This is a genomic window from Psychrobacter nivimaris (assembly GCF_904846365.1).
Taxonomy (GTDB): domain Bacteria; phylum Pseudomonadota; class Gammaproteobacteria; order Pseudomonadales; family Moraxellaceae; genus Psychrobacter; species Psychrobacter nivimaris_B.
On record NZ_CAJHAL010000024.1, the window covers coordinates 28569 to 48133 of the forward strand.

The 19565-nt window shown below is 42.3% G+C and carries 34 protein-coding genes; 2 read left to right on the forward strand and 32 right to left on the reverse strand.

All coding sequences use genetic code 11. The annotated features are described in order from the left end of the window. Window positions 1-70: 70 nt before the first annotated feature. The 6 genes from lysM to JMX63_RS10475 all read right to left on the reverse strand — a co-directional run bounded on the left by lysM (window position 71) and on the right by JMX63_RS10475 (window position 4583). Window positions 71-580, reverse strand: coding sequence for a peptidoglycan-binding protein LysM (gene lysM / locus JMX63_RS10450; protein WP_057758817.1), 510 nt, complete (start codon window positions 578-580; stop codon window positions 71-73). A gap of 282 nt (window positions 581-862) precedes the next feature. Beyond that, window positions 863-1099: an acyl carrier protein gene (acpP, locus tag JMX63_RS10455; protein ID WP_057758815.1), complete on the reverse strand. Its 237-nt coding sequence runs from the start codon at window positions 1097-1099 to the stop codon at window positions 863-865. Window positions 1100-1369: 270 nt separating this feature from the next. Next, a complete protein-coding gene (gene fabG, locus JMX63_RS10460; RefSeq protein WP_057758813.1) occupies window positions 1370-2098 on the reverse strand; it encodes a 3-oxoacyl-ACP reductase FabG in 729 nt (242 codons plus the stop codon). Then, complete coding sequence (fabD, locus tag JMX63_RS10465) at window positions 2095-3063, reverse strand: ACP S-malonyltransferase (protein WP_201572270.1); 969 nt, start codon at window positions 3061-3063, stop codon at window positions 2095-2097. The genes fabG and fabD overlap by 4 nt, the downstream gene beginning before the upstream one ends. 425 nt (window positions 3064-3488) lie before the next feature. Beyond that, entirely contained in the window at window positions 3489-3671 is a 183-nt protein-coding gene (rpmF, locus tag JMX63_RS10470; protein ID WP_057758809.1) for a 50S ribosomal protein L32, read from the reverse strand. 318 nt (window positions 3672-3989) lie between these two features. Continuing rightward, window positions 3990-4583, reverse strand: a complete 594-nt coding sequence (locus JMX63_RS10475; RefSeq protein WP_201572272.1) for a YceD family protein — start codon at window positions 4581-4583, stop codon at window positions 3990-3992. Between the two features lie 182 nt (window positions 4584-4765). Between JMX63_RS10475 and JMX63_RS10480 the strand changes: the two genes are divergently transcribed. After that, complete coding sequence (locus tag JMX63_RS10480; protein WP_201572273.1) at window positions 4766-5509, forward strand: elongation factor P hydroxylase; 744 nt, start codon at window positions 4766-4768, stop codon at window positions 5507-5509. 232 nt (window positions 5510-5741) lie between these two features. Beyond that, entirely contained in the window at window positions 5742-6362 is a 621-nt protein-coding gene (locus tag JMX63_RS10485; protein WP_160023599.1) for an L-threonylcarbamoyladenylate synthase, read from the forward strand. Window positions 6363-6472: 110 nt separating this feature from the next. Here JMX63_RS10485 and rplQ read toward each other — a convergent pair whose 3' ends face one another. The 26 genes from rplQ to rplD form a co-directional block, all read right to left on the reverse strand. Next, window positions 6473-6832: a 50S ribosomal protein L17 gene (gene rplQ, locus JMX63_RS10490; protein WP_021813387.1), complete on the reverse strand. Its 360-nt coding sequence runs from the start codon at window positions 6830-6832 to the stop codon at window positions 6473-6475. 19 nt (window positions 6833-6851) lie between these two features. Further along, window positions 6852-7859 carry a DNA-directed RNA polymerase subunit alpha gene (locus JMX63_RS10495; protein ID WP_021813386.1) on the reverse strand — a complete coding sequence of 336 codons (1008 nt, stop codon included), beginning with the start codon at window positions 7857-7859 and terminating at the stop codon, window positions 6852-6854. A gap of 80 nt (window positions 7860-7939) precedes the next feature. Next, complete coding sequence (gene rpsD, locus JMX63_RS10500; RefSeq protein WP_057758723.1) at window positions 7940-8581, reverse strand: 30S ribosomal protein S4; 642 nt, start codon at window positions 8579-8581, stop codon at window positions 7940-7942. A gap of 48 nt (window positions 8582-8629) precedes the next feature. Continuing rightward, entirely contained in the window at window positions 8630-9019 is a 390-nt protein-coding gene (gene rpsK, locus JMX63_RS10505; RefSeq protein WP_010196728.1) for a 30S ribosomal protein S11, read from the reverse strand. Window positions 9020-9039: 20 nt separating this feature from the next. Continuing rightward, the gene (gene rpsM / locus JMX63_RS10510) at window positions 9040-9396 is read right to left on the reverse strand and encodes a 30S ribosomal protein S13 (protein WP_021813384.1); all 357 of its coding nucleotides are present in this window, start codon (window positions 9394-9396) and stop codon (window positions 9040-9042) included. A gap of 247 nt (window positions 9397-9643) precedes the next feature. Continuing rightward, on the reverse strand, window positions 9644-9760 hold the full coding sequence (gene rpmJ, locus JMX63_RS10515) for a 50S ribosomal protein L36 (RefSeq protein WP_010196721.1): 117 nt from the start codon (window positions 9758-9760) through the stop codon (window positions 9644-9646). Between the two features lie 31 nt (window positions 9761-9791). Next, window positions 9792-11123, reverse strand: coding sequence for a preprotein translocase subunit SecY (gene secY / locus JMX63_RS10520; RefSeq protein WP_180958160.1), 1332 nt, complete (start codon window positions 11121-11123; stop codon window positions 9792-9794). A 19-nt stretch (window positions 11124-11142) separates the two neighbouring features. Continuing rightward, on the reverse strand, window positions 11143-11583 hold the full coding sequence (gene rplO, locus JMX63_RS10525) for a 50S ribosomal protein L15 (protein WP_057758719.1): 441 nt from the start codon (window positions 11581-11583) through the stop codon (window positions 11143-11145). Continuing rightward, window positions 11583-11762, reverse strand: a complete 180-nt coding sequence (gene rpmD, locus JMX63_RS10530; RefSeq protein ID WP_057758718.1) for a 50S ribosomal protein L30 — start codon at window positions 11760-11762, stop codon at window positions 11583-11585. The genes rplO and rpmD overlap by 1 nt, the downstream gene beginning before the upstream one ends. A 20-nt stretch (window positions 11763-11782) precedes the next feature. After that, window positions 11783-12298: a 30S ribosomal protein S5 gene (gene rpsE, locus JMX63_RS10535; RefSeq protein WP_057758716.1), complete on the reverse strand. Its 516-nt coding sequence runs from the start codon at window positions 12296-12298 to the stop codon at window positions 11783-11785. 2 nt (window positions 12299-12300) lie between these two features. Continuing rightward, window positions 12301-12651 carry a 50S ribosomal protein L18 gene (rplR, locus tag JMX63_RS10540; RefSeq protein ID WP_057758713.1) on the reverse strand — a complete coding sequence of 117 codons (351 nt, stop codon included), beginning with the start codon at window positions 12649-12651 and terminating at the stop codon, window positions 12301-12303. 11 nt (window positions 12652-12662) lie between these two features. Beyond that, window positions 12663-13196, reverse strand: coding sequence for a 50S ribosomal protein L6 (gene rplF, locus JMX63_RS10545; RefSeq protein ID WP_057758710.1), 534 nt, complete (start codon window positions 13194-13196; stop codon window positions 12663-12665). A gap of 176 nt (window positions 13197-13372) precedes the next feature. Next, window positions 13373-13771, reverse strand: coding sequence for a 30S ribosomal protein S8 (gene rpsH / locus JMX63_RS10550; RefSeq protein WP_101204864.1), 399 nt, complete (start codon window positions 13769-13771; stop codon window positions 13373-13375). A gap of 11 nt (window positions 13772-13782) precedes the next feature. Beyond that, window positions 13783-14088: a 30S ribosomal protein S14 gene (gene rpsN, locus JMX63_RS10555; protein WP_010196705.1), complete on the reverse strand. Its 306-nt coding sequence runs from the start codon at window positions 14086-14088 to the stop codon at window positions 13783-13785. Window positions 14089-14100: 12 nt separating this feature from the next. After that, window positions 14101-14637, reverse strand: a complete 537-nt coding sequence (gene rplE, locus JMX63_RS10560) for a 50S ribosomal protein L5 (RefSeq protein ID WP_101204865.1) — start codon at window positions 14635-14637, stop codon at window positions 14101-14103. A 21-nt stretch (window positions 14638-14658) separates the two neighbouring features. Next, the gene (gene rplX / locus JMX63_RS10565) at window positions 14659-14976 is read right to left on the reverse strand and encodes a 50S ribosomal protein L24 (protein ID WP_101204866.1); all 318 of its coding nucleotides are present in this window, start codon (window positions 14974-14976) and stop codon (window positions 14659-14661) included. Window positions 14977-14984: 8 nt separating this feature from the next. Further along, window positions 14985-15353, reverse strand: a complete 369-nt coding sequence (gene rplN / locus JMX63_RS10570; protein WP_010196702.1) for a 50S ribosomal protein L14 — start codon at window positions 15351-15353, stop codon at window positions 14985-14987. Window positions 15354-15534: 181 nt separating this feature from the next. Further along, window positions 15535-15807 carry a 30S ribosomal protein S17 gene (gene rpsQ / locus JMX63_RS10575; protein WP_010196699.1) on the reverse strand — a complete coding sequence of 91 codons (273 nt, stop codon included), beginning with the start codon at window positions 15805-15807 and terminating at the stop codon, window positions 15535-15537. Continuing rightward, a complete protein-coding gene (gene rpmC / locus JMX63_RS10580; protein WP_010196696.1) occupies window positions 15804-16001 on the reverse strand; it encodes a 50S ribosomal protein L29 in 198 nt (65 codons plus the stop codon). The genes rpsQ and rpmC overlap by 4 nt, the downstream gene beginning before the upstream one ends. Beyond that, window positions 16001-16414 carry a 50S ribosomal protein L16 gene (gene rplP / locus JMX63_RS10585; protein ID WP_010196693.1) on the reverse strand — a complete coding sequence of 138 codons (414 nt, stop codon included), beginning with the start codon at window positions 16412-16414 and terminating at the stop codon, window positions 16001-16003. Before rplP ends, rpmC begins: the two co-directional genes overlap by 1 nt. A gap of 3 nt (window positions 16415-16417) precedes the next feature. Further along, window positions 16418-17140, reverse strand: coding sequence for a 30S ribosomal protein S3 (gene rpsC / locus JMX63_RS10590; RefSeq protein WP_057758704.1), 723 nt, complete (start codon window positions 17138-17140; stop codon window positions 16418-16420). 3 nt (window positions 17141-17143) lie between these two features. Beyond that, the gene (gene rplV, locus JMX63_RS10595) at window positions 17144-17473 is read right to left on the reverse strand and encodes a 50S ribosomal protein L22 (RefSeq protein WP_021813373.1); all 330 of its coding nucleotides are present in this window, start codon (window positions 17471-17473) and stop codon (window positions 17144-17146) included. 10 nt (window positions 17474-17483) lie between these two features. After that, complete coding sequence (rpsS, locus tag JMX63_RS10600; protein WP_010196682.1) at window positions 17484-17759, reverse strand: 30S ribosomal protein S19; 276 nt, start codon at window positions 17757-17759, stop codon at window positions 17484-17486. 12 nt (window positions 17760-17771) lie between these two features. Next, entirely contained in the window at window positions 17772-18599 is an 828-nt protein-coding gene (gene rplB, locus JMX63_RS10605) for a 50S ribosomal protein L2 (RefSeq protein WP_057758702.1), read from the reverse strand. An 11-nt stretch (window positions 18600-18610) separates the two neighbouring features. Next, on the reverse strand, window positions 18611-18961 hold the full coding sequence (gene rplW / locus JMX63_RS10610) for a 50S ribosomal protein L23 (RefSeq protein WP_057758700.1): 351 nt from the start codon (window positions 18959-18961) through the stop codon (window positions 18611-18613). Beyond that, window positions 18958-19560, reverse strand: a complete 603-nt coding sequence (rplD, locus tag JMX63_RS10615) for a 50S ribosomal protein L4 (RefSeq protein ID WP_201572276.1) — start codon at window positions 19558-19560, stop codon at window positions 18958-18960. The genes rplW and rplD overlap by 4 nt, the downstream gene beginning before the upstream one ends. Window positions 19561-19565 lie beyond the last annotated feature (5 nt).

Below are 19565 nucleotides of genomic sequence, written 5' to 3' on the forward strand. Positions count from 1 at the left end.
AATAATAAGAGGCTTTTTTTATTAGAATATCATATTTAAAATATTATTTTTCTATACGCTTTTTCTAGAATTATGGCTTAGGAATACGTAATACTTGACCTGGATAGATTTTATCTGGATCAGATAACATTGGCTTGTTCGCTTCAAATATTTTCATGTAGTCGCCAGATGATCCATAAACTTCTTTAGCAATCTTAGATAAGCTGTCACCAGACTTTACCGTATACATCGTAGATTCAGGTGCATCTTCTTCGATATCGATGTTATCAATAACTTTTGCAACGTTTTGCACGTTACCGATAGCGATAATTGCTTTTTCACGATCAGCTTGAGTTTTAGCATTACCACTGATTTCTGCGGTATCTGTAGAACCGTTATATTTAATTTTTAGGTTACTGATATTGAGGTTTTGCTGCTGAATACGGCGCAACAGAATATTAGCCACTGATTGTGCACTCGGCTCGCTACTTTGTACTGGTGTATTAGCATCTGCTTTCGTTTCTGTCTTAGCATCATGTTTTTCGTCATCACGGTTAAAAATCTTATCACCGATATCTTTTGCAAAGCTAAACATACCCATATATCTACTCCTTGAAATATTATTATTTGTCATTCTTTTAATAAAACACGCAATCAAACAATATTTTAAATGTCTAACTGGCATCTTCTTCTACGACTTACTATTATGAGTATAGATAAAGTGAGCCAATGTAGATAGTAACAGTATGTTGAATAATGTTGAATTGACGTAGTCAATGTTAAATTCGATTGCTGTATTTAAAAATATCAGTCATACACACATAAAAAAACCGCCTATCTAATCAGATAAGCGGCATTATAAATCTACTAAATAAGTAGCAAATTATAGTTGGGCTTGTACGTAATCGATTGCTTTTTGAACAGTAGTCAATTCTGCAGAATCTTCATCAGGAATAGTGATACCAAAATCACTTTCAAATGACATAACCAATTCAACTAGGTCTAAAGAATCTGCACCTAGGTCTTCCATGAATGAAGCATCGTTGTTGATGTCTTCAACGTTCATACCTAGTTGCTCAGCCACTGCTGCTTTTACTCTTAGCTCGATATCATTACTCATGTAGATCACTCCGTTATCATCTATTATTTTTAATAAACTGCTATATCGCCTTATTTAACGCTATAGCATGGTATATAAAATGCGTTTGCCAGACCAGCAATGCTGTCTGAGTACTCTATGACATGTTATACAGTTTGTCTGATGTCTAATAAAGCCCTGTTATCATACAGGGCTTTGACTCAAAAGTATCCGTCATTATAGCACCCTTTATTATAGTTTACACTCGTTCACACAGTTTTTTATTATAACTATGTAACGCTCGTATATTGACTACATATACATGCCGCCATTGACAGGAATGACAGCGCCTGTGATATAGCTGGCCTCGTCGCTAGCCAAGAAGTGTACCGCTGCAGCGATATCTTCTGGCTGACCAAGACGGCTAATAGGTACAGCATCTAACATAGAGTTCAATAGGCGCTCATCAAGCTCATCTGTCATATCCGTTTCGATCAAGCCTGGTGCCACGCAGTTGATGGTCACTTGGCGTGAACCAATCTCACGTGCAAGCGTACGGCTAAACCCTTCTACGCCAGCTTTGGTCGCCGCATAGTTAGATTGACCTGCATTGCCCATTTGAGCGACGACAGAGGTGATGTTGATAATACGACCACGACGTGCTTTCATCATACCGCGTACAGCACGTTTGCTCATGCGATATACTGAGGTCAAATTGGTATCGATGACATTTTCCCAATCTTCATCTTTCATGCGCATCAGTAGGCCATCTTGAGTGATACCGGCATTGTTAACCAATACTTGCACCGCGCCATAGACGCTTTCGATCTCTTCAAACAACTTGTCAATTTGAGCAGTATCACGTACGTCTAAAACACGACCAATACCACCAGTATCATGAAGGTAGTCATCGATAAGCTCAGCGCCCTTTTCAGTGGTCGCGGTTCCGATGACAAAATGTCCTTCTTTAGCAAAACGCTTGGCCACTGCCTTGCCGATACCTCGGCTAGCGCCAGTCACTAATGTAATCGTACGGCTCATGATAACACCTCCAATAATTTTTCTAGACGGGCAGGCTTGTCAGTAGGATAGCTGGCGATTGGCTGCGCCTGACGCTTCGCCAAATTGCTCAGTACATTACCACTGCCACATTCGATTAAGATATTGATTTGCTTGTCAGCTAACTCTTGCATGGTTTTTGACCACAGTACTGGCTCGCTCAGCTGTTCAGTCAATGCTTGCTTAATACCGACCGCACTGGTTTCAACGCGTGCATAGCGATTTTGTATAACAGGAATGGTTGCCTGATCAAACTTGATACCCGCTAGTATCTCAGCCAATGCATTGCTGGCAGGTTCCATAAGTGCGCAATGAGATGGCACACTCACTTTTAGAGGAACAGATTTTTTGCCCGTGTTTTTGACTTTATCAATAACAGCATTAACACCAGCAGCGTTACCCGAGATAACCACTTGTCCTGGACTATTAAAGTTGGCTGCACCGACTACTGCATCTTCGACATGTTCGGTTGCTTGCTCACACAAGTTTTCGACTCGGTTATCTTCTAGTCCTAATACTGCAGCCATAGCAGTATCAACACCTACAACGGCCTCTTGCATCAACTGACCGCGCTTATGTACTAAAGTGACTGCATCACCCAGCGATATCACATTGGCAGCACACAGGGCACTGTACTCGCCCAAAGAGTGACCAGCTAAATAACAAGGCGTATCTTCTATTTTTTGTTGTAGAACACGCCAAATAGCAATACTAGCGGTCAAAAGCGCAGGCTGAGTATATTGGGTTTGATTGAGTTTTTCTTCGTCCTGACAGATTGCCCACAAATCCTCACCAAGCGCATCACTCGCTTCGGTAAATGTATCACGTATCTCTGGATAGATTTCAGCAAGCTCGCTCGTCATTGCGACTGCTTGAGATCCTTGTCCAGGAAAAATGACCGCGATACGAGCGGGTTGCTTTTTTACCATATCGGGTACAGAAGCCATAACCAATATTCCTTATCTGATTAGAAATATCCCTAAAAACAATGGGGTGTATTATATTATTAGATGTTATACAAAGCCGCTACTTCAAGTATTTATGCAAGAAAACGGATTGTCAGTAAACTATACACTGACAGACACTATTATCATAGCGGATGCAAACCAAACAGCAAGAGTAACGCTGCCCAAATTAAAGGAGCAGATTATATCAGCACATTTTTAAATCTACTAAAAATAACAAGCGAATTAAACAACAAGCCTAGCTATAAATAACAAAAAGCCAAGTTATCCAGCCACATAATATATGATAGCGAAATAACTTGGCTTTTTTTAGCTCAAAGCTTATTGACTAGTAATAACTAGGCAAAAACAATAATAGTCACCAGTACTATTATTGTTTTCGCCTAAGCTATCACAGAGCCAATGTCTTAGGCGTCTTGGCTGACTTTGAACAGTTGACGACCACGGTAGAAACCATCTTTAGTCATGTGATGACGACGATGTTTTTCACCAGTAGTAGCATCTACGCTTAGTTCAGCAATTTCCATACGGTGATGTGAACGGCGCATGTCACGACGAGAACGGCTTTTACGACTTTTTTGAACAGCCATGATATAGCTCCTATACTTAAAAGGGATAAGCTTGAAATTCAGCTTAAGTCGATACTGACAGAGGCTATATAATCATAACAACCTAAGTCTTAAGCATCATTAGTTAAATAGATTGCCACTCACATAAAGCACTGACCAAGGCTGAATCTTATAAAAAATTTACCCAGTCAGTTTCTATCAGCAAGCAACAGGTTGCTCGAATGCAATAAACCGGACATTATACGCATGTTTATTAAATTAATAAAGCCCTGCCTTGCACTCTTCTGTACAAAGCTGATAAAAGGCTTTTTAAATGCATTGAGTAGATAATTTTGACGCTTATAGTTTGCCTTTTAGCGAGGCTAAAGCAGCAAAAGGATTTTCACCTTCCTCTTCTTCTGGTATCTCACCAAACTGCTCAACAGACATCTCACAATCGTCGTGCTTTGGCGCCATTGGGGTTTTAAGCAAGATCTCGTCTTCTACCAACTTCTTAAATGGCAACAGACGCTCTGGAGATTGCTCGGTGACGATTTCATCCAGTAATAAATAATCTTGTTCATCTTTAACTAAACGAACCTGACTATCGTTTTCTAGTAGCGCGATGTCATAATCATCAGACAAGTCTATCGCGATTGGTTGTAAGCAGCGCTGACAAGTTAGCCAAACATCACCTGTCAAAGTAAATGCTAGATGCAAGACGTTGTTGCGACGATATAAGTTAGCGTTGAGCTGTATGTCTGACTGCTCATGTTCAGTGCTCAGAGTAGTAGCAAGACGATCAAACGAGCTTGGTTTGACCTCTCCTGACCATTCATAGCCAGTGTCTGCCCACTTGTCTAAGGAGATCTGCTCAGGCATGCCAGTAGATACAGGCGCTTTTTTATTGTCAGCGTGAGGTGCTGACGGTTTAGTTTCTGGAGTGCTTGACATGCGCGGCCTCATTCATAAAAACGGTGTATAATATTGCCTGCCATACTAACGGAAAGTGCCATATTCTGCTAGCGCTAGTATGTTAAGATTTTTTGATAGTAAATTTGTTTAAGCTCTTTTACTACTTACCTTTTTACCTAAAGTTTTTTGTCTTTAGTATTTATTAAGTCAATGTCTTCTCTATGAATCTATCCGATAATAAAATTAATTTTTCTTATTTACTTTCTCCTACTGAAGCAAGTTCGTTACTGCAACATCTTACTCAGTTAGGGAGTCATACTAAAAATGTTCCTAATAATAGACTATGCCTCGATAAAGATGAGTATTTAAACGAACTCAGAAGTCAGTGGCAAAGGTTATCTACTACTCAGCTTGACGATACTCACTCAACAGAATCGATAGTTGATGGCGAACGATTAGCTACCGATTGGCTCATACAGTTATTTAATATTTTATTTGCTGATCAGCAAGTTATATTGGTTCGTAGCAATGATGAACCCGAGTATTTCCCAGCTCAAAATGATAAACCTGCCAGAATTGAATTCGCTCATGGCTTTTTTGCCAGTGCTTTACATGAAATCAGTCATTGGTGTGTAGCTGGTGACGCTCGTAGACAACTATCTGACTTTGGCTACTGGTATGCTCCAGATGGACGATCAGCGGCGCAGCAGCAGGCATTTGAGCGTGTAGAAATCAAACCTCAAGCATTAGAGTGTTTGTTCACCTTGGCGTGTGGACGAAATTTCCAAGTCTCACAAGATAATTTGTTTGCCGACTTCGACACCAGTAGTAGCACATTTGCTAGTGATGTCTATCAGCAAGTCCAAAGCTATATAGCCAAACCTAATACTCTGCCGCGTGACGCTAAGACTTTGCTGATTGCGTTACTTAGCGCTTGCACTTCTTCATCTGAGATCAGCGCTTAGTTTAAATTACTAAGCGTTCCTACTTATTAACGATTTTCTACGGTTGGTAACGCCTTGCCACTAAACTTATATCTACTTTGAGCTATACTGATAACTGAAGTGGTATTTTGAAGATATCGATCTGCTTTAGTTCTAGAATAGTTTTTCTAATATATCCAATGATTGAACCACATCTAACTAATGAAAAATTTGTCTCAATTAAAAACCAATAATTATAAAATAAGGAACCATTATGGAAGTCTTCTATATTCATCCCGATAATCCGCAGCCACGTCTCATTGAGCAAGCCGCTGACCTATTGCGCAGAGATCAGTTAATCATTTATCCAACGGATACCAGTTATGCTTTTGGTTGCCGTTTGGGCGCAAAGGATGCCCTAGCTAAGCTTAAGCAAATCCGCGAACTTGATGATAAGCATCAATTTACCTTACTGTGCCGCGACCTGAGCGAAATTGCCAATTATGCAACAGTTGATAATGTGCAGTTTAAACAGCTGAAAGCCCACACCCCTGCCCCAATTACTTTTATTCTTACTGCCACTAAAGACGTACCCAAGAAACTGGCGCATGCAAAGAAAAAAACCATTGGTATTCGTGTACCTAGTAATCCCATTGCTCAAGCATTATTAGAAGCGATGGATGAACCTATCTTAACCAGCTCACTGATTTTGCCTAATCGAGACGATATTTTGGATGACCCATTTGAGATTGAAGATTTGCTAGGCAATCAAATCGACGGTCTCATCAATGCAGGTATAAAGACAACTAAGCTTACTACTATCGTGGATATGACTAGCAGCGTTCCTGAAGTTATCAGACAAGGTGCGGCCGATGTCGATTCGTTATTACTGTAAGCAGCTATTTATTGCTTTAAACAACTAATAATATATTTAGTCAAATTTAAGACAAAAAAAAGCTCCAATTGCATTGGAGCTTTTTTATGGAATATGTCTTGGGTGCAAAACTAGTCGCGATCAACCAATTCTACATAAGCCATTGGCGCATTGTCACCATCACGGTAACCGCATTTTACGATACGCAAATAACCACCTGGACGCGTTTGGTAACGAGGACCTAACGTGCCAAATAATTTGCCTACCATAGCTTTGCTACGCATACGGCTGAATGCTAAACGACGGTTAGCAACGCTGTCTTCTTTAGCCATAGTGATCAATGGCTCGGCAACGCGACGTAGTTCTTTAGCTTTTGGTAAAGTTGTTTTGATCAGTTCATGCTCAAATAATGAGTTAGTCATGTTCTGAAACATTGCCTTACGATGACTGCCGGTACGACCCAGCTTGACTCCACTCTTACGATGGCGCATAGTCAAAAATCCTTAAAGTTTAACGGCTACGATAAGAAAAGCGATCATCAACACGTAAATCAGCTGGTGGCCAGTTATCTAGGCGCATACCGAGCTCTAAATCTTTAGACGCTAATACGTCCTTGATTTCTGTCAATGATTTCTTACCAAGATTTGGGGTTTTTAGAAGTTCAGTCTCTGAACGCTGTACCAAATCACCGATATAGTAAATGTTTTCAGCTTTCAAGCAGTTGGCTGAGCGAACCGTTAGTTCAAGATCGTCCACAGGGCGTAATAGCACCGGATCAACCTCTTCTTTCTCTTTCACAGGCTCAGGCGCTTCTTCAGCTTCTAGGTCAACAAAGATAGAAATCTGTTGTTGTAAAATAGTGGCTGCTTTACGAATTGCTTCTTCTGGATCTATAGTGCCATTAGTTTCAAGCTCAATGATAAGACGATCAAGATCAGTACGCTGCTCTACACGAGCGTTCTCAACCTGATAAGCAACACGAAGCACAGGACTAAAACTTGCATCAAGCTTTAAGCGTCCAATTGCTTTAGTATCACCATCTTCACGGCGCTGGTTTGCTGGCTCATATCCACGACCCATCACTACACGCAAACGCATCTTAAGATGACCACGATCGCTCAATGTACCCAAGACCAATTCTGGATTGATGATGTCAACATTGTGCGGCAACGCGATGTCTGCAGCAGTAATAGTGCCTGGACCTTGTTTATCCAAGGTCAAAAATACTTCATTTTGGTCATGAAGCGTAATTGCTAAGCCTTTTAGGTTCAAAAGCAAATCAAGTACGTCTTCTTGCAGGCCTTCAAGCGTTGAGTATTCATGGTCAACACCATCAATCTCAGCTTCAATGACTGCAGCGCCAGGTAATGAAGATAACAAGATGCGACGCAGAGCATTACCTAGGGTATGCCCAAAGCCGCGTTCTAACGGTTCGAGCGTGACTTTCGCAATCGTTTCGTTAACCGTATCCACATTAATGGCATTCGGCGTTAGAAACTCAGTTGCATTTAGCATCATGATGTCACCTCGATTTATTAAACTGGTTTAATTAACGTTAATTGCTCAATGCCATTTTCATAACATTGAGCATTACGTCATTACTTAGAGTATAGCTCAACGATCAAGCTTTCGTTGATTTCAGCAGGTAGATCAATACGATCAGGCGCATGTTTAAACGTGCCTTGTAGTTTGCTGTGGTCAACATCAAGCCATTCTGGAATACCACGTTGTGTCGCTAATTCGATAGCGTTTTTAATACGTAGTTGTTCGCGAGATTTCTCTTGGATAGCGATGACATCACCATCTTGAAGCTGAATTGAAGGAATGTTCACACGAACAAACTCATCACGGCCAGCTTTTTTTACCATAACAGTACGATGACTGACTAGCTGACGTGCTTCTGCGCGAGTTGAGCCAAAGCCCATGCGATATACAACGTTATCTAGGCGGCTCTCAAGCATTGCTAGTAGGTTTTCACCAGTAGCGCCACGCTTACGAGCAGCTTCTTTATAGTAGTTCGCGAATTGACGCTCTAGTACACCATAAATACGCTTAACTTTTTGCTTTTCACGCAACTGTAGAGCATATTCTGAGGTCTTGTTACGGCTTACGCCATGCTGACCTGGTGGACGACCAGCTTTCTTCGTTTTTACGTCATACGGTTTAACGCCAGATTTAAGGCCTAAATCCGTACCTTCACGACGTGATAATTTCAGTTTTGGTCCAATATAGCGGGCCATTGTTATGTCTCCTATAAGCTTTTAGTATAAAAAGCTTCGTCTTTAATATTAGACGCGGCGCTTTTTCGGCGCACGGCAACCATTGTGTGGGATTGGGGTTACATCAGAGATGCTGTTAACTTTATAACCCAATGCACCTAGTGCTCTTACCGCAGACTCACGACCCGGTCCTGGTCCTTTGACCAAAACATCGATATTCTTAACACCATATTCTTGGGCCGCTTTACCAGCGACTTCAGCTGCAACCTGAGCTGCAAATGGTGTAGATTTACGTGAACCACGGAAGCCTTGTCCACCTGAAGTGGCCCAAGCCAATGCATTACCTTGACGATCGGTAATCGTAACAATGGTGTTATTAAAAGACGCATGGATATGGGCAATGCCCTCCGATACTGAACGACGAGCCACCTTTTTGCGACTGCGAGTGTCTTTTGCCATCTTTTAGCTTCCTAAGTTAATTATCTTTTGAGAGGGCGTGTCGGACCCTTACGAGTACGAGCGTTGTTCTTGGTGTTCTGACCTCTAACTGGTAGGTTACGACGATGACGGATGCCACGGTAACAACCAAGATCAACTAAACGCTTGATGTTCATTGAAACTTCACGACGAAGGTCACCTTCAGTCATGTAGTTTGCAACTTGTGCACGGATAGCATCTAACTGTGTATCATCTAACTGACTGACTTTAGTAGTAGGGGCGATGCCAACTGCTTCTAAGATTTTCTGAGCAGTGGTACGACCTACACCAAAGATGTAAGTTAGTGAAATAACAGCATGCTTATTATCCGGAATGTTTACGCCGGCAATACGAGCCATTGATTTCTCTCCATTAAAGAAAAATAAGCGTTATCTAGCGATAAGGCTTTACTCTTCAGATTTGTTGCTGTTAATACTAGAGCTTTTATAGTCATTATCGATGTTTTGACTATAAGTCTGCTCATCGATTCTATTATAAAAGATTTTGTATAAACACGGCAAGTGGCGGATGATATCGCATCCGCCGTTATTTTTCAAGTATTAATTTAATTAGCAGCGAAAACTAGATGTTTTCTAATACTAAATATTAACCTTGACGTTGCTTGTGGCGAGGTTCTGCTGTACAAATAATATGTACACGGCCTTTACGGCGCACAACTTTACAGCTACCACAAATCTTTTTAACTGATGCTTGAACTTTCATAGCATGCTCCTTGAAATATCGTACCGCTCATTTAAGGTTGAGTGGGCGATTGAATTAACGTCTGATCATGATATTGATGGGTCATCAAATGCGCTTGAATCTGCGAAATGAAGTCCATTACCACAACCACCATAATCAGTAAAGACGTACCACCGAGTTGAAACGGCACACCAAACGATGACTGGACGACCATTGGCATTAAACAAATAACCGTCATATACATCGCGCCAATAAAGGTCAGTCGGTTTAATACATGATCGAGGTAACGCTGAGTTTGTTGTCCTGGGCGAATACCTGGGATATACGCACCACTACGTTTAAGGTTCTCTGCTACTTCACGCGGACTAAATACCAATGCCGTATAAAAATAACAGAAGAAGATAATCATTGCGCCAAACAGTACTAAATATAGCGGCTGTCCTGGAGACAACACCAATGCCATATTTTGAAGTATTTTCTGTACAAAGGTAGGATCAGTCGATTGACCGACCCACTGCCCTAAACTTGCAGGAAACAATAACAAAGAACTGGCAAAAATAGCTGGGATAACCCCTGCCATATTTAGCTTAAGCGGCAAATGTGATTGCTGCTGAGCATAAATTTTGCGACCTTGTTGCTGTTTTTGTGCGTAGTTCACAGGAACACGGCGTTGAGCACGTTCAATATAAACGATACCCGCAGTAACCGCGATACCTAGCAGTACAAAAATAAATAGCACAATCAAGTTCATCTGACCTTGATTGACCTGTTCAATAGACTGCGAAATGATACCTGGAGTACCAGCCACAATACTCGCAAAAATGAGCATTGAAATACCATTACCTACGCCGCGTTCTGTAATTTGCTCACCAAGCCACATTAAGAACATTGCGCCTGCTACCAAAGAAGTAACAGCTGGAATATAAAAGGTAAGACCAGTAGATAAAGTAAGGTTTTGGCTGATTAAGCCGGCACACATTCCTAATGACTGTACTAGGGCTAAAGCAAGCGTTCCCTGACGGGTATACTTGTTTAACTTGCGTCGTCCCGCTTCACCTTCTTTTTTGAGGGCTTCAAGCGATGGCAATACTGCAGACATCATCTGTACGATAATCGATGCTGAGATATATGGCATAATGCCAAGTGCCATGATAGACATACGCTCTAGCGCACCACCTGAGAACATATTAAACATGCTCAAAATGGTGTTTTCGTTGCGCGAAAACAGATCAGCCAAGTTAACTGGGTTGATACCCGGAACTGGAATATGTGACCCTAAACGATAAACAATCAATGCGCCGATTAAAAATAATAAACGCGTCCATAACTCATCATACTTACGTATAAATGCGAATGGATTAAGCGGTATACCAGCCGATGACATTGATTGTTTTGACACGTTACTACTCCTCGATGCTACCACCAGCAGCTTCGATAGCTTGCTTAGCACCTTTAGTCACTTTAATACCTTTGAAAGTATAAGCTTTAGTGACTTCGCCTGATAGCATTACACGAGCACGTTTCATATCGTGACGGATAAGGTTAGCAGCTTTAAGTGTTTCAAGGCTAACTACATCGCCTTCAATTTTATTCAGTTCAGAAAGACGTACTTCAGCAGTCTTCATAGCCAGTTTACTGGTAAAACCAAATTTTGGTAGACGGCGATATAAAGGCATCTGACCACCTTCAAATCCTGAGCGAATGCTAGAACCTGAACGAGATTTCTGACCTTTTACACCACGACCACCAGTCTTACCAAGACCTGAACCGATACCACGACCACGACGTTGGGCAGTTTTCTTTGCGCCAACACCTGGTGATAATTCATTTAATCTAAGACCCATTACGCTTCCTCCACTTTTACCATGTAGTTAACGCGATTGACCATACCACGAGTCGAAGGAGTATCTTCTACTACTACAGTATGATTAATACGGCGTAAACCCAATCCTTTCAAGCTCGCTTTGTGGCTCTTTAGGCGATGGGCACCCGATTTAAATTGAGTGACTTTCATTTTTTTCATCGTAACTCACCTAGTCTAAGTTAACCCAAGATTTCGTCTACAGATTTACCACGTTTAGCTGCCATCTTCTCTGGAGTTGACATATCACGTAAACCGTTAAACGTTGCGCGAACAACGTTAGCAGTATTGGTAGAACCATAACATTTAGTCAAAACATCTTTGACACCAGCAACTTCTAATACAGCACGCATTGCGCCACCAGCGATTACGCCAGTACCTTCAGATGCAGGTTGCATGTAGACTTTACTAGCACCATGACGTGCTTTGATTGGATGATGCAAAGTTGCATCATTTAGCTCAACAGTAATCATATTACGTTTGGCAGCTTCTAGTGCTTTTTGGATAGCAGCTGGCACTTCACGTGCTTTACCGCGACCAAAACCTACACGACCATTGCCATCGCCCACTACAGTCAATGCAGTGAAAGAGAAAATACGACCACCTTTAACAACTTTCGCTACGCGATCAACGGTAACTAAGCGTTCTACTAGACCGTCAGTCTGTTCATTTTTATCATTTTTATCATTTCTAGCCATGATTAAAACTCCAATCCGTTTTCGCGAGCAGCTTCTGCTAAAGCTTTAACTCGACCATGATATTTGAAACCACTACGGTCAAAGGCAACTTTAGTAATGCCAGCTGCTTTTGCGCGTTCTGCGATCATTTGGCCTACAGACGTTGCTGAATCAGCATTACCAGTCGCGCCTGAACGCAAGCTGCTGTCTAAGGTAGATGCCTGAGCAATCACTTCACCACCATTTGGAGAGATAATCTGGGCATAAATATGTTTTGACGTGCGGTTAACCGTTAAGCGATGAACGCCTAAGAAACGGATATGCGCGCGTGTTTTCTTAGCTCGACGCAGACGAGCTGCTTTTTTATCAAACATTTCAACTCACCTTATTTTTTCTTAGCTTCTTTGCGAATCACATGCTCGTCACTATAACGAATACCTTTACCTTTATAAGGCTCAGGTGGGCGGAAACCACGGATGTTGGCGGCTGCTTGACCAAGCTGCTGTTTATTGTTTGATTTCAAAACAATTTCAGTTTGCGTTGGTGTTTCAGCTGATACACCTTCAGGTAACGTATACTCTACTGGATGAGAATAACCAACGTTCAAGGTTACCTTGTTACCAGTAACTTGCGCGCGATAACCAACACCAATCAACTGAAGACGTCTTTCAAAGCCTTCATTTACGCCAGTAACATAGTTGTTAACAAGAGCGCGCATGGTGCCAGTGTGCATCATAGCTTCTTTTGAATCGACTGTAGGTGAGAAAATGATAGCATCATCTTCCTGTTTCAGCTCGACCAATTCATGCAGGCGTAAAGACATAGAACCGTTCTTGCCTTTAACTTCGACCTGCCGATCGTTCAAAGTAACGCTTACGCCGTTTGGCAGCGTCACTGGGGCTTTAGCCACACGAGACATAGGAATATTCCTTAAAAAATTTAACTTCTTTATATTAGCGAAAAAACTAACAGGCTAAAAAGCGTGTTAGTTTAGCATAGTTGACTGTGTTAGACATCTATCAATTCAAAATAATTTAATATTACTCAACCGATAGAAGCCTAACAACCATCAAATAGACTTCATCGTCGTATAGCTTACGCTACAAATGCGACGATTTCACCACCGATACCAGCAGCGCGTGCAGCACGATCGCTCATGATACCTTGGCTAGTAGATACGATAGCAACACCCATACCTTGCTTAACAGTAGGGATAGCGTCTTTACCGCGGAACTGGCGTAAACCAGGACGGCTATAACGTTGGATAGTTTCGATGACAGCACGGCCTTCGAAATATTTCAATTCAATAGTAAGGGTTGCTTTGTTGTTTTCTTCTTCAGCAACAACAGCGCTAGCCACATAACCTTCGCTAACTAGTAAATCAGCAATTGATTTACGTAATTTAGAGCTCGGCATTGCTACCGATACTTTGTTAGCCATTTGTGCGTTACGGATACGGGTTAGCATATCCCCAACGGTATCTTGCATACTCATATAGTTACTCCTTACCAGCTTGCTTTACGAACACCAGGCACATCGCCTTGCATGACACGCTCACGCAGCATATTGCGTGACAAGCCAAACTTGCGGAAGTAACCGTGAGGACGACCGGTGATAGCACAACGATTACGCAGACGTACTGGTGATGAGTTACGTGGAAGAGCTTGTAGCTCTAACATCGCTTCCATACGAGTTTCGTCACTTGCAGTCATATCACTGATAGTTTCTTTTAGCTTGATACGCTTTTCAGCATATTTAGCAACCATTTTTTCGCGCTTTAATTCGCGGTTAATCATGCTCTTCTTTGCCATAACGTCTTTACCTTATTTAAATGGGAAGCCGAATGCTTTAAGCAACGCACGACCTTCTTCATCAGATTGAGCTGACGTAGTGATTGTCACATCCATACCACGGATACGATCAATCTTGTCAAAATCTACTTCTGGGAATACGATTTGTTCTTTGATACCCAATGAGTAGTTACCACGTCCGTCAAAGGCTTTAGGTGAAAAACCGCGGAAATCACGAATACGAGGAATTGCAATGGCAACGAGACGATCTAAAAATTCGTACATTTGCTCACCGCGTAGCGTTACTTTACAGCCAATTGGCCATTCTTCACGAATCTTAAAGCCAGCAACTGATTTACGCGCTTTGGTGACAACAGGTTTTTGACCAGCAATCGCGGTCATATCAGCTACAGCACCTTCCAACAATTTCTTGTCTTGAGACGCGCCGCCTACACCCATGTTAAGTGTGATTTTAGTGATTTTAGGCACTTGCATCACATTTGCCAAACCAAGCTCTTCTTTGATTTGCTGCTTTAGTTCATCGTTATATAAAGATTTTAATCTTGCCATTACCATTACACCCTTAGTGTCTTACGCAGTCGCCACTACTTCACCGCTTGAACGATAGACGCGTTGTTTCTTGCCGTCTTCGCCAAACTGATAAGTAATACGGTCTGCTTTTTGGGTTTGCGCATTTAAGATTGCGACATTTGAGATATGCAGAAAAGCTTCTTGCTTAAGAATGCCACCTTCAACGCCAGTTGCCTGATTTGGCTTCTGATGTTTAGTAACAATATTAATGCCTTCAACTTTAATACGATCGTTTTTTACAGCTTGTACAGTACCTTGCTTGCCTTTGTCTTTCCCAGCAATCACGATAACTGTATCGCCTTTACGTAATTTTGACATGGATTACCTCACAATACTTCTGGTGCTAGGGATACAATTTTCATAAACTGATCACCACGTAGTTCACGAGTTACCGGTCCAAAAATACGAGTTGCAATCGGTGCTTTGTTTTGGTTCAACAATACCGCAGCATTGTCATCAAAACGCAGAACAGAACCATCAGGACGACGAACGCCTTTTTTGGTACGTACAACTACTGCATTCATCACGTCGCCTTTTTTAACACGACCGCGAGGAATGGCTTCTTTAACCGTTACTTTAATAATGTCGCCAACTGATGCATAACGACGATGAGAGCCACCCAGTACTTTAATGCACTGAACTCGCCTTGCACCGCTATTGTCTGCAACTTCCAGCATTGACTCAACCTGAATCATAGCGTTACTCCACACGTATGAGCAATAAAAACCAGTTGCTGCCGCTAGCACAGTATGAGTAGTCGGCATTTTAATATAAATAACCGCTGCTACTCTTAATGTGAGTGATATACGCTCGGCGCAATCAGCATCCTTAAAAAGGCGGCTATTTTAACAGCTTCTGGCTTTTAATGCAATTTACTTAGATTTTTTCTACTTTTTCAACCACATCAACTAAAGTCCAAGACTTAGTTTTTGAGATTGGACGCGTTTCTTTGATGCGGACAAGGTCGCCTTGTTGGCAAACATTATTCTCATCATGAGCTTTGATTTTTGTAGAACGACGAAGCTGTTTGCCATACAAAGGATGACGTACAAGACGTTCAATCAAAACTGTGATGGACTTGTCCATCTTGTCGCTGACAACTCTTCCTGTCAATACGCTAGCATTAGCTGTTTGATTGTTATCGCTCATGAGTCGCCTCGTTGTTTCTCGTTAATCAAAGTCTGAATCTGAGCAATCGTGCGACGATTGCCTCTGACTTCATGGGTATTACCCAACTGACCAGTTGCTTTAGCCATACGAATACGGAAAGCATCAAGTTGCTTTTCATCAAGTAACTGGGTCAGTTCTTCTAATGATTTATCACGTAATTCACTGATCTTCATTACATTATCGTCCGCTTAACAATGGTAGTTTTAAAGGGCAGTTTTGCTGCAGCAAGCGTGAAAGCTTCACGTGCAAGCTCTTCTGGTACCCCTTCAATTTCATATAGCACTTTACCAGGTTTGATTTCGCATACCCAATATTCTACTGGACCTTTACCTTTACCCATACGTACTTCTAATGGTTTGTTGGTAATTGGTTTGTCAGGGAATACACGAATCCAAATCTTACCGCCACGCTTAATTTTACGAGTGATGGTACGACGTGCTGCTTCGATTTGACGAGCTGTCATACGACCACGCGTCAATGATTTTAGACCAATTTGTCCGAATGCAACGGTGCTTCCACGATGAGCTAGCCCAGTGTTACGACCTTTGTGCATTTTACGAAACTTGGTACGTTTTGGCTGTAACATAGTTTAACCTCTGTCTGAGTTTCGACGGTTTCCACGACCACGGCGTTTTGGCGCACGAGTCTGCTCTTCTTTGACGGGATTATATACACTGTTCATACCGTCAAGGATTTCGCCACGGAAAATCCAAACTTTAACACCGATGGTGCCGTAAGTTGTCTCTGCACGAATTGACGAATAGTCAATATCAGCACGGAGTGTATGCAATGGCACACGACCTTCACGGTACCATTCACTACGAGCAATCTCAGCACCGCCTAGACGGCCAGACAGCTCAACCTTGATACCCTTAGCACCAGAACGCATGCTGTTCTGTACCGCGCGTTTCATCGCACGACGGAACATAACACGACGCTCAAGCTGGCTACCGATGCCGTCTGCTACCAAACGTGCATCAAGGTCAGGTGACGTGATTTCTTCAATGTTGACCTGAGCAGGTACGCCCATAATTTTGGTCAATTCTTTTTGAAGTCTTTCGATATCTTCGCCTTTCTTACCGATAACAATACCAGGACGCGCAGTGGCGATGGTAATCTTAGCAGCGCCAGTAGGACGCTCGATCATGATGTTGCTGATCATAGCGTTGTCTAGCTTTTTGCGTAGATATTCACGAACTTGAATGTCGTTGATTAGGTATTCTGAGTATTGTTTAGGGTTAGCATACCAGTTTGCGTTATGCTTTTTTACAACACCAAGACGAATTCCGATTGGATGTACTTTTTGACCCATAACTTATTCTCCTACCTTTATAGTGATGTGACAAGTACGCTTGCTGATGCGATCAGCACGGCCTTTGGCACGTGGTAGGATACGTTTTAGCGTAATGCCTTCATCAACATAGATAGTAGCGACTTTTAGGTCGTCAATATCCAAGCCGTGATTATGTTCGGCATTGGCGATGGCTGAGTTAAGGCATTTCTTAACAAACACAGCGCCTTTTTTATTGCTATACGTTAGGATATCCAAAGCACGCTCAATAGATTTGCCACGAACTTCATCAGCAACGAGTCTAACTTTTTGTGCCGATATGGCGGCACCGCGTAATTTTGCAGTTACTTCCATGGTAAGCACCTTATCTCTTAGCTTTTTTGTCAATGCCGTGACCACGATACGTACGAGTCGGGGCAAATTCACCTAGTTTATGACCAACCATCTGCTCGCTCACGATAACCGGTACATGAGTACGGCCGTTGTGAACAGATAAAGTTAGGCCAACCATTTGTGGCAGAATCATCGAGCGGCGCGACCAAGTCTTAATTGGCTTGCGTGAGTTGGTGTCTAATGCATTCTCAACTTTAGCAAACAAGTGCGCGTCTATGAATGGACCTTTTTTCAATGAACGAGGCATGAAATTCTTCCTTTATTTCTTCTTGGCGCGACGGCGGATGATCATGTTGTCAGTACGCTTATTGTGACGCGTTTTAAGTCCTTTAGACTTCTGACCCCAAGGGCTGGTTGGATGGCGACCTTTGTTACGACCTTCACCACCACCGTGTGGGTGATCAACCGGGTTCATAGCGACACCACGAACAGAAGGACGAACACCACGCCAACGTGAAGCACCGGCTTTACCAAGTGATTTCAAGTTGTTTTCAGTGTTAGAAACTTCACCAATAACAGCGCGGCAATTTACGTGTACACGGCGAGTTTCGCCAGAACGCATACGTAGAATAGCATAAACACCGTCACGACCTAGTAACTGAACGCTAGCACCCGCAGAACGAGCCATCTGTGCACCTTTACCGATTTTAAGTTCGATATTGTGAATCACAGTACCCAATGGGATGTTTTTTAGCGGTAAGCAGTTACCTGGACGAATTGGAGAAGTCTCGCCTGACATTACTGTATCACCAACTACTTGTTTCTTAGCAGCGATAATGTAACGACGTTCGCCATCAGCATACTTAAGTAGAGCAATATGAGCAGTACGGTTAGGATCGTATTCAATACGCTCTACCGTTGCTGGGATATTGTCTTTAGTACGTTTGAAATCGATAATGCGATAATGTTGCTTATGACCACCGCCAATGTGACGAGTAGTAATGCGGCCATTATTGTTACGACCACCTGACTTGCTTTTTGATTCTAGAAGTGCTGCAAACGGACGACCTTTGTACAGGTGTGGATGCACTACTTTTTCAACAAAACGACGGCCTGGTGATGTTGGCTTTGCTCTTACGATAGGCATGAGTGTAATCCTTATTCGTTATTCGCTGTTTCACTAGTAGAATCAGTAGTATTCGCTACTTCTTCACCAGCATCAGCCATTTGTACATCTTGACCAGCTTTTAAGGTAACATAGGCTTTTTTGTAGTCGTTACGACGGCCGATGCTTTTACCAAAACGCTTTGTCTTACCTTTAACATTCAAAGTGTTTACTTTAGTAACTTCAACACCTTCAAACATCAACTCAACTGCTTTCTTGACTTCAAGCTTAGTAGCATTAGAATCAATTTTAAATACCTGCACACCAAGTGAGTCGCCAAGCATTTGAGATTTTTCTGAGAATACAGGCCCTCTTAAGACCTGATAAAGTCTTGCGTTATTCATGCTAGTGCTTCCTCAAATTGTTTCGCAGCTTCAACTGACATGATCACTTTATCAAATGCGATCAAGCTCACTGGGTCCACTTCATTTGTACCAAGTACATTGACGTGTGGAATGTTGCGAGCAGCTAAGTATAAGTTTTCATCAACTTCTTTAGTAACGATTAGTGCACGAGGTGCATTCAAATCGTTTAACTTAGCAATCAGTTCTTTGGTTTTCGGCCCAGAAACGCTCAACTCATCTACCAAAATCAGACGCTCTTGACGAATCAATTCTGCTAGGATGCACTGCATCGCACCGCGATACATTTTACGGTTTACTTTCTGTGACCAATCTTGTGGTTTTGCAGCGAATGCACGACCACCTGAACGCCAGATTGGGCTACGAATAGAACCCGCACGAGCGCGACCAGTACCTTTTTGGCGCCATGGCTTAATACCACCGCCAGAAACTTCGGCACGTGTTTTTTGTGCGCGTGTACCTTGGCGAGCACCAGCTAAATAAGCGGTGACGACTTGATGCACTAGTGCTTCGTTGAATTCACGACCAAATGCCGTATCAGAAAGCTCAACCGCCGCACCTGTAACTGTTTTTAAATCCACGTTAA